This window comes from Leisingera sp. ABM4_060 (genome assembly GCF_056158765.1).
In genome coordinates this window covers 1,749,705-1,762,001 of record NZ_JBSWTX010000001.1, presented here as the reverse complement: position 1 = coordinate 1,762,001, position 12,297 = coordinate 1,749,705, and the positions used below count along the sequence as shown (strand labels likewise).

Sequence of the window (12,297 nt, the reverse complement as noted above, 5' to 3'; positions counted from 1 at the left end):
GCAGGCGGGGCCTGCTTGACCGGAGTGCGCCCGTTTTCAACGGCTGTCCCCGCGGGGACAAGAGGCCAAAAGGCGCGTCCTAGCTTCCTACGCCAGTATCAACTGGGTCAGGTTCAAAGGGTCGCGCCGCCGGCTTGGGTTGCCCCGCACCTAAACGCCTCTCAGTCCCCTTGGCGGGACTCCCCTGCGTGGCAATAGGGCTAGGGGAGGAGAGCGGTTTGCGTCAACCGGAATCTTTGCAGATTGTTTTTTGGCATTAAAATCAGATTGATATTGGACTTATTGGCGCCAGTCCGGGGCAAATCGCTGCAGCGCAGCTTTGGTGCTTGATCGCAGGTGGAAAAATTATCTATAAAATCCTGAACCGCCATCCGCGCATGGCCAACTGGTATACGAGAACAGGAGACAGCATGCTGGACGCTGCACCCATCCGCACCGACTGGACCCGCGAGGAAGCGGAAGCGATTTATAACAAGCCTTTCATGGACTTGCTGTTCCAGGCGCATACCGTGCACCGGCAGTATTTCGACCCCAACCAGGTGCAGAAATCCAAGCTGCTCAGCATCAAGACCGGCGGCTGCGCCGAGGACTGCGCCTATTGTTCGCAGTCGGCGAGGAACGGCGCGCAGCTGTCGGCCTCCAAGCTGATCGAGGTGCAGCGGGTGATTGCCGAGGCCAAGAAAGCCAAGGAAGGCGGCGCGACCCGCTATTGCATGGGCGCGGCCTGGCGCTCGCCCAAGGACCGCGACATGGCAGCACTTGAGGCGATGGTGCGGGGCGTCAAGGATCTGGGCATGGAAACCTGCATGACCCTGGGTATGCTGGACGAGGAGCAAGTGTTCCGCCTGCGCAATGCCGGTCTTGATTACTATAACCACAACATCGACACCTCGGAGCGCTATTACTCCGAGATCATCACCACCCGCACCTTTGCCGACCGCATCGACACCCTGAACCGAGTGCGTGAAGCGGGCATCAAAGTCTGCTCCGGCGGCATCGTCGGCATGGGGGAGCAGCAGCTGGACCGTATCGACATGATGCTGGCGCTGGCGACACTGGAGGTGCACCCGGATTCGGTGCCGGTCAACATGCTGATCCCGATCGCCGACACGCCGCTGGCCAATGTCGAGAAGCTGGATCCGATCGAATTTGTCCGCTCCGTGGCGCTGGCCCGCATCCTGATGCCGAAATCCCACGTGCGCCTGTCGGCAGGCCGCACCGACATGTCGGATGAGATGCAGGCAATGTGCTTCTTTGCCGGTGCCAACTCGATCTTTGTGGGCGACACGCTCTTGACCGCGGACAACCCCGAAGAGGACAAGGACCAGCAGCTGTTCGACCGTCTGGGCATCACCGCGATGGCGGCAGGCTGCGACGGCAGCCGCTGATGGCGGGCGCCTTCCCGAGGCATGAGAAATCGCTGGAAGCGCTGCGCACGCGCGGACGCTACCGGCAGCTGATGCCGCGGGACGGGCATGACTTTGCCTCCAACGACTACCTTGGGTTGGCGGGCAGCGATGCGCTGCGCGCCGCCGCCGCCGATGCGCTGGCCCGCGGGGTGCCGGTGGGGGCAGGCGGCTCGCGCCTGCTGCGCGGCAATGATGCGGAACATCAGCTGCTGGAGGCTGAGGCGGCTGCGTTTTTCGGCACTGAGGCGGCGCTGTTCATGGGCGGCGGGTTCAATGCCAATCAGGCGATTTTCTCAACCCTGCCGCAGCAGGGCGATCTGGTGCTCTATGACACGCTGGTCCACGCCAGCACCCATGACGGGATGCGGCTGGGCCGGGCGGAGACGCGCAGCTTTGCCCATGGTGACGCGGAGGGCGCGGCGCGGGTGCTGAAAGGCTGGCGCTCTGAAGGCGGCACCGGTCAGGTCTGGATCGCAGTGGAGGCAGTCTATTCGATGGATGGCGACTTGGCGCCGCTGGAGGCGCTGATGGCGCTGGCGGATGCTGAAGGCGCGGTACTGGTGGTGGACGAAGCGCATTCCACCGGCGTGTTCGGCGATCTGGGCCGCGGGCTGGCGCATGAAATCGCGCACCGTCCGAACGTCCTGTCCCTGCACACCTGCGGCAAGGCGCTGGGCGCCTCGGGCGCATTGATCTGCGGTCAACGGGTGCTGATCGAGACGCTGATCAACAAGGCGCGCGGCTTTATCTTTGCCACCGCCCCGTCTCCGCTGAACGCAGCGCTGGTGCGTGCGGCGTTGCTGGAATTGCAACAGAACCCGGGCCGCCGGGAACAGGCGTGGTTTGGGATCATCCATGCCCAGGCCGAGGCCAAACGCCTGTGCGGGCTGGAGGGGTTTCAAAGCCAGATCCTGCCAGTGGTGATTGGCGATGACAAACGCGCGATGGCGCTGGCTTCCGCCATGCAGGCCCGCGGCTACGACATCCGCGGCATCCGCCCGCCGACGGTGCCGCGCGGCACATCGCGGCTGCGGCTGTCGATCACGTTGAACACGGGGGCGGGGGTCATCACCGCGATGTTCGAAGACCTCGCCCGGGAATTGGAGAGTGCAGCATGAGCGCGCTGATCGTCACCGGAACCGACACCGGCATCGGCAAGACCATCTTTTCCGCCGGCCTGGTGCAGGCGCTTGGCGCGACCTACTGGAAGCCGGTGCAATCGGGGCTGGAGGAAGAGACCGACAGCCAGGTTGTGGCGCGCCTCTCAGCCCGTCCGGCATTGCCCGAGGGGTATCTTCTGCAACTGCCCGCCTCGCCGCATCTGTCGGCCGAGGCCGAGGGGGTGGAGATCGACCCGGACGCGCTGCCCTTGCCCGAAGTTGATGGCGTTCTGGTGGCCGAAGGCGCAGGCGGGCTGATGGTGCCGCTGAACCGCAAGGTGCTGTACCTCGACCTTTTTGCCCGCTGGGGCGCGCCGGTGATCCTCTGCGCGCGGACTCAGCTGGGGACGATCAACCACACGCTCTTGTCGCTGAAAGCCTTGCGCGATGCAGGCTGCAGCGTCGCTGGTGTTGCCTTCATCGGCGACCCCGAGCCGAAAGTGGAGGAAACCATCTGCCAGTTCGGGCAGGTGGCGCATTTGGGCCGACTGCCGGTCTTGGGCGAGCTGACCTCTGACGCTTTGGCGGTGGCCTTTCAGGCCAGCATCCGGGTGGATCTGATCAAGGAGGCCTTGGCATGAGCGCGTACAGCCTCACCCAGCTTGAATTCGACCAGCAGCACCTCTGGCATCCTTACACCAATGTCGCCAAGCCCGGACCCACCTTTGTGGTGAAGGAAAGCGAAGGGGTGCATATCACGCTGGATGACGGCACCCGTCTGATTGACGCCATGTCGTCCTGGTGGTGCATGATGCATGGGCACCGCAACCCTGCAATCACCAAGGCGATCCACGACCAGCTCGACACCCTGCCGCATGTGATGTTCGGCGGGCTGACCCATGATCCGGCGATCGACCTGGGCCGCAAGCTGCTGGAAATCACGCCGGAGAGCCTGACGCGCATCTTCTACTGCGACAGCGGTTCTGTTTCGGTCGAGGTGGCGATGAAGATGGCGGTGCAGTACCAGCACGCCGCGGGCCAGCCCGCGCGCAAGGAATTTGCCACCATCCGCTCGGGCTATCATGGCGATACCTGGAAGGCGATGAGCGTCTGCGATCCGGACACCGGCATGCACCACCTGTTCCAGGGCGCGCTGAGCGTGCAGCATTTTGTCTCCCGCCCGCCGATCCGCATCCATGAGGAGTGGGTGGACGACCCAGCACGAAACGGCCTCGGCGAGCTGCGCCAAGTGCTGGAAGCCAATGCACAAAAGATCGCGGCCTTCATCCTGGAGCCTGTGGTGCAGGGCACCGGCGGCATGTATTTCTACCACCCGGAATACTTGAACCAGGCCCGCGCGCTGTGCGACGAGCTGGGCATCCTGCTGATCTTCGACGAGATTGCCACCGGCTTTGGCCGCACCGGAGAACTCTTCGCCACCAATTTCTGCACCGTCGAGCCGGACATCATCTGCCTCGGCAAGGGGCTGACGGGCGGCCATATCTCCTTCGCCTGCACCATGACCAACGACCGCGTGGCGGAGGGCATCGGCGGCGGCAACCCCGGGCTGTTCATGCATGGGCCGACCTATATGGGCAACCCGCTGGCCTGTGCGGCGGCCAAGGCCTCTCTGGATCTGCTGACCGGGCAGGATTGGCAGGGCACTGTGGCCGCGATTGGCGAACAGATGCAGGCTGAGCTGGCGCCGGCCCGCAATCTGCCCAATGTGGCGGATGTGCGGGTGCTGGGCGCCATCGGGGTTATCGAAATGAAGCACCGGGTCTCGGCGGACGAGGCCCACGCCCGTGCCCATGAGATGGGCGTGTTCCTGCGCCCCTTCGGCACCAACATCTACACCATGCCGCCCTTCATCACATCGCCGGACCAGCTAAGCGAGATCACCGCAGGCATGCTGCGGCTGGCGCAGGAGCTGTAAGCCATGGAATTCCGCTGGCTCAAACAGGATCAGGCAGCCGAGGCCATCGTGGTCTTCGGCGGCTGGGCCGTGGGGCCGGAGGTGTTCTGGCATCTGGGCGGCCCCCAGGACATTCTGTTTGCCAGCGGTTACAGCAATTTGGACGCCGATCTGCCGGAGGACCTGTCAGGCTACGGGCGGGTCAGCCTGCTGGCCTGGTCCTTTGGCGTTGCCGCTTATGCCCATTGGCAGCAGGGGCGGCCGGATCCGTTCCAGCGCAAGGTGGCGGTCAACGGCAGCCTGCAGCCGGTGAACCGGGGTGCGGGCATCCCGCCTGCCGTGTTCCGCCGCACCGTGGAAACCCTGAGCCTCGAGAGCTACCAGAGTTTCCTGGCCCGTGCCTTTGGTGCGCCGCAGGAGGCGGCGGCGCTGGATGTGGAGGCGCGCCGGGCCGAGCTGCTGGCCGTGGAGCGGCGGGGCGATGCGCCGCAGATGCGGTTCGGCCGGGTCTGGCTGAGCTCCGGCGACAAGATCTTCCCGCCCGCCAACCTGGCGCGCGCCTGGGCCGGGCAGAATGTCACCACCATAGACGCTCCGCATGCGCCTTTTGACCGCTTCAATGACTGGGAGGCACTGTTCTGATGAAAGATGTGCTGCCTCAGGACCCGGATCAGGGCCGCATCCGCCAAAGCTTCCGCCGCGGGCTGGAGAGCTACCACCGCAATGCCTCGGTGCAGGCAGGGATTGCCGCGCGGCTGGCGCAGATGCTGCAGGAGCAGGGTGCGCCCGGGCAGTTCGGGGCGGCGCTGGAGTTCGGCTGCGGCACCGGCCATCTGACCCGTCAGCTGCTGCAGCGGTTCGCTGCGGACAGCCTGCTGCTGAATGACCTGGTGCCAGAGGCGACGCTGATCCTGAAGGATCTGCCGCAGCCACCCGCAAGGGCCCGGTTCGAGGCCGGGCCGGTCGAATCCCTGATGCTGCCGCAAGAGCTGGACCTGATCGCCTCTGCCTCTACCGTGCAGTGGATCACCGGCCTGCCTGCGCTGCTGGCGCGGCTGGCGGCGCATCTGAAGCCCGGCGGCTGGCTGGCGCTTTCTGGCTTTGGCCGCGGCCAGTTCCGCGAACTGGCGGCGCTTGGCTCCGGGGCGGCAGCGCCGGCCTATCTGGATGCGGAGGAATGGCCCGCGGTGCTGCCGGAGGGGCTGGAGCTTCTTGCAATCGAACAGCAGCCGGTAGAGTTGGAGTTCGAGGGCGCGCTGGCTTTGCTGAAGCATCTGCGTCAGACCGGGGTCAACGGCCAGGCCCGGCAGAACTGGAGCCGCCGCCGCCTGCAGGAATTCGAGACAGCCTACCGCAGGCAGTTCGGCCGCGGTGGCAAGCTGCCGCTGACCTATGATCCGGTGCTTTTGATCGCCCGCAAGGCGGGATGAGCAGAAGGCGGCATCTCACGTGCGCATTGCGCGCATGGGGAGAGTTTTAAGTTTTTTTCCATCCGTTTGCCCCGCCGTCCCGCGCTGCCGTTAATCTTTATAAACCCCCTGCTGCTATCCCGGTCACGGGGCTGCGCCCTTTGCGCGCGGCATATGGAAATACTGGCAGTACGGGAGTGACGCCATGACAATCAAAGCGTTTGCGGCAGCGCTGGCAGCGCTGGCGGTTTCGGGAGCCGTTGAAGCCGCTGACTTGGGGGACACCGGCACTCCGATCCGGCTGTCCCTGAACAATTGGACCGGCCAGCAGCTGTCGACCTATATCGCGGGCGGCATGCTGGAAGAGGCCGGCTATACCGTCGAATATGTAGAGGCCGACCAGGGCACCATGTATGAGCAGATCGCCTCAGGCGAAGTGCATGCAATGGTGGAGATCTGGACCACCAGCAACCCTGCGGATTACTTCGCCGTCCGCGACGAAGGCCGGGTCGAAGAGCTGGGCGACCTGGGGCTGGATGCGCGTAACGGCGTGGTGTTTCCACCCTATGTGGCGCAGATGTGCCCGGGCCTGCCGGATTGGACTGCGCTGCGCAACTGCGCCGGCATTTTCTCCGAGGATGGCAAGGGCAAGCGGGGCATCTATCTTGCCTACCCGGAATCCTGGGGTTCGCCGGGCGCCGACCGGATCCGGGCGCTGGATCTGCCTTTTGATGTGGTCGCAGCAAACTCCGAAGCCGCGATGATCGAAGAATTCCAGAAGGCCTACAAGGAAAGGCGCCCGGTGATCTCCACCTTCTGGGCGCCGCATTGGGCGATGTCCTCTTATGCGCTGCAGTTCGTGCGCCTGCCCAAGCCGGAACCCGCCTGCTACACGGATCCCTCCTGGGGGCCGAACCCCAAAGCCACAGGCGACTGCGATTTCTATCGCGGAGGCGTGGTCAAAGCGAGCTGGACCGGCTTCAAGGAGCGCTGGCCTGCGGCGCATGAAATCCTCAAGAACTACGAGCTGAGCATCTGGGACCAGCAGCCGCTGATCGGCCTTGTGGACGTCCGCGGCGAGACCGTGCAGGGCGCTGCCCGCGGCTGGCTGGCGGTGAACCGCGCCAAGTGGGTGCCGGTGGTCGAGGAAGCTGCTGGCAAGGGCCGCTCCTGATCCGGCCGCCGCCACCGGTGTGAACAACAGCGCTTCCGCCAGAGCGGGAGCGCTTTTCTGCGTCAGGCAGCGTCTTGAGCGCGGCTCAGGTTCAGGGCTAATCTGCGGACAGCCCGGCGGCCCGGGCAGGGTCGGGTGATTCCGGAACTTGTCTGTTTGGACAAAAACTTGAACCGTCAATCAAAATATTTCGCCATTTGCGCCGCATTTCCTCGACAAAGTGCCGCAATATGTTCCAATACTTGCATTGTCCCCGGCCACACTTGGCTCATGGGCACCAGCTGACAAGAACAAGACCGGCCGCAGGGCCAGGCAAGTGCCATGAACCGCCGGGTTCCAAAAGACGCGCCAGCCCCATCAGGGCGTGCGGCGCAAATGATAATGACAGGGAGAATTGCGATGAACTTCAAGGGATATGCGCTGGCGCTGGGCGCCGCCACGATGACGGTTGCTGCAGGGATCGCCTCGGCGGCTGAGCTGGGCGACACCAGCAAGCCGATCAAGCTGGCGGTGAACGAATGGACCGGCCAGCATGTGACCACCCATATCGCGGGCGAGATGCTGAAGGCCGCGGGTTATGACGTGGAATATGTCTCGGCCGGCATGATGAACCAGTTCCAGGCCATCGCCGATGGCGACATCCATGCGACGCTGGAAATCTGGTCCTCCAACGTGTCCGACGAATACGCCAAGAAGGTGGAAGAGGGCACCGTGGTTGAACTCGGCGATCTCGAACTGAACGCCCGCGAAGGCATTGCCTATCCGGCCCATGTGGCCGAGATCTGCCCCGGCCTGCCGGCCTGGGAGGCGCTGAAGGACTGCGCCATGCAGTTTGCCACCGCAGAAACGCTGCCGAACGGCCGCCTGGTCGACTATCCGGCCGATTGGGGCACCCCGGGTGCGGATCGCATGACGGGCCTCGAGCTGCCGTTCAAGGCCGTGCCCGCAGGCTCCGAGGCGGCGCTGATCGTCGAGCTGCGCGCCGCGACGGAGCGCAAGACACCGCTGCTGATCACCTTCTGGCAGCCGCATTGGGCGATGTCGGCCTATGATGTGCAGTTTGTCGACCTGCCGGCCGGTGAGGACGCCTGTTTCAGTGATCCGGCCTGGGGCCCGAACCCCAATGCGGTGAACGACTGCGACTTCTCGCCCTCGCGCATCTTCAAGGCCGCCTGGTCCGGCACCGCGGAAACCTGGCCCGCGGCCTTTGAGATCCTGTCCAACTACACCCTGGCCGTGGAAGACCAGCAGCCGATGATGGGCGCGGTCGACGTGGACGGCGGCAAGGTCGAGGAAGTGGTCGCCGAGTGGATGGCCGCAAACGAGGCCAAGTGGCGCCCGGTTGTCGACGCCGCCATCAAGTGAGCTGCACGCAGTGACGGGCTCTGAGACGCCTGCCATCACCTGCCGGAATGTCTGGCAGGTGTTTGGCAACAATGCAGACAGCGCTTTGAAAGAGGCGCTGGCACAACATACTTCGCCGCATAACGCGGCCGGCGAGCTGCGCCGCAAGGGGCTGATCCCGGCGGTGCAGAATGTCTCCTTCGAGGTGAAGGAGGGAGAGCTGTTTGTAATCATGGGCCTGTCGGGCTCCGGCAAGTCCACCCTGATCCGCTGCATCTCGCATCTGCTGCACGCCACTGGCGGCGAGATCCGCATCGACGGCGAGAACATCGTCGAGGCCAGCCCCAAGCGGCTGATCGAACTGCGCCGCAAGAAGCTGGGCATGGTGTTTCAGCACTTTGGCCTGTTCCCGCATATGACCGTGGCCGAAAACGTGGCCTATCCGCTGCGGGTGCAAGGGGTGAAGAAGAAACAGCGGCTGGCCAAGGCGCAGGAGGTGATCAAGCTGGTGGGTCTTGGCGGCCGCGAAACCAACTACCCGCGCGAGCTGTCGGGCGGCCAGCGCCAGCGGGTCGGCATCGCCCGTTCGCTGGTGGCGGATTGCTCGGTCTGGTTCCTGGATGAGCCCTTCTCAGCGCTCGATCCGCTGATCCGGCGGCAGCTGCAGGATGAGTTCCTGGAGATCCAGGCGAAGCTCAAGACCACCATCGTCTTCATCACCCATGACATCAACGAAGCGCTGAAGCTGGCCGACCGCATCGCCATCATGCGCGACGGCCAGGTGGTGCAGGTCGGCACCCCCGCCGACATCGTGCTGCACCCGGTCAACGACTACGTGCGCGAGTTCTCCAAGGACGTGGCCAAGGGTCAGCACGCCCGCGTTGCTTCGGTGATGCAGGCGGGTGAGCACCATGTCTACGGCGCCGACGATCCGGGCTTGCGCGAAGACATGACGCTGGATGCCGCCCTCGCACGCTGCATGGAGCTTTATGAGCCGGTGCCGGTGCGCACGCCGGAGGGAAAATTGGTGGGGGTGGTAAACCCGGCAGATCTGGCCGCCGCTTTGCAGGTGGAGCAGGGCTGATGGCGGGACTGTCAAAAGGCGCCGTCGCGGCGCTGATTGCAGCGGCGGCAGGCGCCTTGTGTCTTCTTCTGGAAAACAGCGTGCCGTGGCTGGTCAAGTTTCCTGCTGCCTGGGTGCTGCCCGCAACCGATTGGGTGGGGGCAGGGCTGGAGTGGTTCCTGGCGTTGATCAAGCCCGCCGCCCGCAGCTTCTCGGCGCTGATGTTCTACCCGATGGAAGCCGCCAACTATGTGCTGAGCAGCACCCCCTGGCCGCTGGTCATCTGCGCCACCACGGCGCTGGCCTGGATCCTGGGCGGGGTGCGTATGGCACTGATGGCGGTGGTGGGCCTCGGCTTTGTGCTGGCGTCGGGCTACTGGCCCGAAAGCATGAACACCCTGGCGCTGGTCGCCGTCTCGGTTCCCTTGGCGCTGATCATCGGCGGCGGCATCGGTATCCTTGCCAATGAATACCCCCGCATCCGCCAGCCGGTGCAGGCGGTGCTGGACATCATGCAGACAGTGCCGACTTTTGCTTATCTCACGCCGTTGCTGGTGCTGTTCGGCTTTGGCCCGGTGGTGGGTCTCATTGCCTCGGCCATCTACGCCGCGCCTCCGATGGCGCGCAACGTGCTGCTGGGCCTCGAACGGGTCGAACCCGAAATCAAGGAAGCTGCCATAATGGCCGGCGGCACACGCCTGCAGCAGTTGTTCCAATGCGAGATCCCCTCGGCCGGGCAGCAGATCATGGTGGGCGTTAACCAGTGCCTGATGGCAGCGCTGTCGATGGTGATCATCGCGGCGGTGATCGGCGGCTTTGACGACATCGGCTGGGAAGTCCTCCTCACCATGCGCAAGGCGCAATTCGGCCAAAGCCTGCTGGCGGGGTCGGTGATCGTGATCTTTGCGATCCTGATCGACCGGATGAGCGGCACTCTGACTCAGGATCGCCGCGACAAGCATGACCCGCGCGTCGCCTGGGGCATCCTGGCGCTGGGCGCAGCCGTCAGCGCAGCCTTCTGGAGCCAGGTCCAGCAGCCCGGCACCTATGCGCTGTTCAATCCGGTGGCGGACCGCGTCGACGCCGGGCTTTCGGCCTTCACGACCGCCAATGCGGACGCGCTCACCGCGCTCAAGAACAATGTGCTGTTCTACGTGCTGCTGCCGATCCGCATTGGCCTCGACCAGGCGGTGCTGCCCTTCACCTGGGGCTTTGCCTGGACACCGGCGATGAGCCTTTGGCTGTTCGCGGCAGGCGCCGCGGCCGGAGCGGTCTTTGCACTGCGCGGCCGGCTAGCGCTGGGCGTGATGCTGCTGATCGCGGCAGGTATTCTGGAAACCGGTGTTTCGCAGCTTCCGTGGCCCTTTGTGCTGGTGGGCGCGGGGGCCCTGGCCTGGGTTGCAGGCGGGCGCAATCTGGCGGTCCTGACGGTGATCCTGCTCGGCACCATCCTGCTCTCCGGCCTCTGGGAGCGGGCGCTTCTGTCGCTTTACCTCTCCGGTGCTGCGGTGTTTGCCTGCGCGGTGATGGGCGGTGCCGTGGGGCTGGCTTCGGCGGTTTCGCCCGGGGTCTGGCGCCTGGTGCGGCCGGTCTGCGACATGCTGCAGACAATCCCGCTGTTCGTGTTCCTGATCCCGGTCCTGATGGTGTTCCAGATCGGCGAGTTCTCGGCCTTCCTGGCGATCATCGCCTATGCCATCGTGCCGATGATCCGCTACACCCGGCATGGGCTGGTCTCGACCCCTGACGAGATGATCGAGGCTGCGACCGCCTCCGGCGCCACCAAGTGGCAGATGCTCAAGGACATCCGCGCGCCTTATGCGGCGCCGTCGATTCTCCTGGGGCTCAACCAGACCATCCTCTATGCCTTTGCGATGCTGGTGATTGCGGCGCTGATCGGCACCACCGGCCTGGGCCAGTCGATCTACCTGGCGCTGGGGCAGGCAGATGTGGGGCTGGGCATCTCGGCCGGTGCGGCGATGGCGATCCTTGCCTTGATCGCCGACCGCATGGTGCAGGGCTTTGCCGAGGAGCGGCGCAAGGCGCTGGGGCTTTAACCGCCCCCGAAACCACGAAAAGGGGCGCCCCAGCGGCGCCCTTTTTTGATCTGGGGCAACGTTCTACACTGCCCGTCCGCATATAGCTGCAACCAAGACTGATCTACGACTGGAGAGACGCCCATGGGCTGGCTCGAATTCACCTCTGCACTTTTGTTGTTCCTGGCCAGCCATGCGATCCCTGTGCGCCCGCCGGTGCGGCCCTGGCTGGTCGCCTGGCTGGGCCTGCGCGGCTACATCATCGGCTACAGCGTCCTGTCGCTGGCTATCCTGGCCTGGCTGATCGTGGCGGCGGAGCGGGCGCCCTTTGTCGGCATATTGCCCTATTGGGAGATCCTCCGCTGGACGCCGTTGCTGCTGATGCCGCTGGCCTGCCTGCTGGCGGTCGCGGGCATGATGCGGCGGAACCCGCTCAGCTTCGGCGGGTTGGGCCTGCGCGCCTTTGATCCGGCGGACCCCGGCATCCTGGCCGTCAGCCGCCACCCGCTGCTGGCGGCGATGGCGCTCTGGGCCGGGGCCCATCTGCTGGCCAATGGCGACCTGGCCCATGTGATCCTGTTCGGCCTGTTTGCGGGTTTTGCGGTGATGGGCATGAAGATCATCGACACCCGCAAGCAGCGGCAGCTGGGGCAGGCGGAATGGACCCGCCTCAGCCGCAACACCGCCCGTTTGAACCTGGCCCGCCTGCGCCCCTCCGTCAGCGAAGCGGTATTGGCCGCGGCGGTGTTCCTGGCGCTCTTGGCTCTGCACGCGCCCATTATCGGCTACCGCCCGCTGCCCTGGTAGGGGTTGACCCCGGCCGCCGCATGACCACCTATGAACCGAC

Annotated in this window: 11 protein-coding genes and 1 riboswitch; all 11 genes read left to right on the top strand. The window is 65.0% G+C overall.

The annotated features are described in order from the left end of the window. Positions 1-67: 67 nt before the first annotated feature. A riboswitch (TPP riboswitch) is annotated at positions 68-196 on the bottom strand. Positions 197-410: 214 nt separating this feature from the next. The 11 genes from bioB to ACXAEH_RS08680 all read left to right on the top strand — a co-directional run bounded on the left by bioB (position 411) and on the right by ACXAEH_RS08680 (position 12,257). Beyond that, positions 411-1,388 carry a biotin synthase BioB gene (bioB, locus tag ACXAEH_RS08730; RefSeq protein WP_475032067.1) on the top strand — a complete coding sequence of 326 codons (978 nt, stop codon included), beginning with the start codon at positions 411-413 and terminating at the stop codon, positions 1,386-1,388. After that, positions 1,388-2,527, top strand: a complete 1,140-nt coding sequence (locus ACXAEH_RS08725) for an 8-amino-7-oxononanoate synthase (protein ID WP_475032066.1) — start codon at positions 1,388-1,390, stop codon at positions 2,525-2,527. Before bioB ends, ACXAEH_RS08725 begins: the two co-directional genes overlap by 1 nt. Then, positions 2,524-3,150 carry a dethiobiotin synthase gene (bioD, locus tag ACXAEH_RS08720; protein ID WP_475032065.1) on the top strand — a complete coding sequence of 209 codons (627 nt, stop codon included), beginning with the start codon at positions 2,524-2,526 and terminating at the stop codon, positions 3,148-3,150. Before ACXAEH_RS08725 ends, bioD begins: the two co-directional genes overlap by 4 nt. Further along, positions 3,147-4,445 (top strand): adenosylmethionine--8-amino-7-oxononanoate transaminase, encoded by a 1,299-nt coding sequence (bioA, locus tag ACXAEH_RS08715; protein ID WP_475032064.1) that lies wholly within the window; start codon positions 3,147-3,149, stop codon positions 4,443-4,445. Before bioD ends, bioA begins: the two co-directional genes overlap by 4 nt. Before the next feature lie 3 nt (positions 4,446-4,448). Then, the gene (locus tag ACXAEH_RS08710) at positions 4,449-5,066 is read left to right on the top strand and encodes a pimeloyl-ACP methyl esterase BioG family protein (RefSeq protein WP_475032063.1); all 618 of its coding nucleotides are present in this window, start codon (positions 4,449-4,451) and stop codon (positions 5,064-5,066) included. Further along, positions 5,066-5,854, top strand: a complete 789-nt coding sequence (gene bioC / locus ACXAEH_RS08705) for a malonyl-ACP O-methyltransferase BioC (RefSeq protein ID WP_475032062.1) — start codon at positions 5,066-5,068, stop codon at positions 5,852-5,854. The genes ACXAEH_RS08710 and bioC overlap by 1 nt, the downstream gene beginning before the upstream one ends. Positions 5,855-6,038: 184 nt before the next feature. Further along, complete coding sequence (locus tag ACXAEH_RS08700; RefSeq protein ID WP_475032060.1) at positions 6,039-7,007, top strand: ABC transporter substrate-binding protein; 969 nt, start codon at positions 6,039-6,041, stop codon at positions 7,005-7,007. 399 nt (positions 7,008-7,406) lie between these two features. Continuing rightward, positions 7,407-8,372, top strand: coding sequence for an ABC transporter substrate-binding protein (locus tag ACXAEH_RS08695; protein WP_475032059.1), 966 nt, complete (start codon positions 7,407-7,409; stop codon positions 8,370-8,372). Positions 8,373-8,382: 10 nt separating this feature from the next. Further along, positions 8,383-9,435 (top strand): quaternary amine ABC transporter ATP-binding protein, encoded by a 1,053-nt coding sequence (locus ACXAEH_RS08690; RefSeq protein ID WP_475032058.1) that lies wholly within the window; start codon positions 8,383-8,385, stop codon positions 9,433-9,435. Next, the gene (locus ACXAEH_RS08685; RefSeq protein WP_475032057.1) at positions 9,435-11,471 is read left to right on the top strand and encodes an ABC transporter permease; all 2,037 of its coding nucleotides are present in this window, start codon (positions 9,435-9,437) and stop codon (positions 11,469-11,471) included. Before ACXAEH_RS08690 ends, ACXAEH_RS08685 begins: the two co-directional genes overlap by 1 nt. A gap of 123 nt (positions 11,472-11,594) precedes the next feature. Continuing rightward, entirely contained in the window at positions 11,595-12,257 is a 663-nt protein-coding gene (locus ACXAEH_RS08680) for an NnrU family protein (RefSeq protein WP_475032056.1), read from the top strand. Positions 12,258-12,297 lie beyond the last annotated feature (40 nt).

Excerpts from the sequence above, each read along its gene's own strand:
- bioB (WP_475032067.1), top strand. The coding sequence starts at position 411 with ATGCTGGACGCTGCACCCATCCGCACCGACTGGACCCGCGAGGAAGCG.
- ACXAEH_RS08725 (WP_475032066.1), top strand. The coding sequence starts at position 1,388 with ATGGCGGGCGCCTTCCCGAGGCATGAGAAATCGCTGGAAGCGCTGCGC.
- bioD (WP_475032065.1), top strand. The coding sequence starts at position 2,524 with ATGAGCGCGCTGATCGTCACCGGAACCGACACCGGCATCGGCAAGACC.
- bioA (WP_475032064.1), top strand. The coding sequence starts at position 3,147 with ATGAGCGCGTACAGCCTCACCCAGCTTGAATTCGACCAGCAGCACCTC.
- ACXAEH_RS08710 (WP_475032063.1), top strand. The coding sequence starts at position 4,449 with ATGGAATTCCGCTGGCTCAAACAGGATCAGGCAGCCGAGGCCATCGTG.
- bioC (WP_475032062.1), top strand. The coding sequence starts at position 5,066 with ATGAAAGATGTGCTGCCTCAGGACCCGGATCAGGGCCGCATCCGCCAA.
- ACXAEH_RS08700 (WP_475032060.1), top strand. The coding sequence starts at position 6,039 with ATGACAATCAAAGCGTTTGCGGCAGCGCTGGCAGCGCTGGCGGTTTCG.
- ACXAEH_RS08695 (WP_475032059.1), top strand. The coding sequence starts at position 7,407 with ATGAACTTCAAGGGATATGCGCTGGCGCTGGGCGCCGCCACGATGACG.
- ACXAEH_RS08685 (WP_475032057.1), top strand. The coding sequence starts at position 9,435 with ATGGCGGGACTGTCAAAAGGCGCCGTCGCGGCGCTGATTGCAGCGGCG.
- ACXAEH_RS08680 (WP_475032056.1), top strand. The coding sequence starts at position 11,595 with ATGGGCTGGCTCGAATTCACCTCTGCACTTTTGTTGTTCCTGGCCAGC.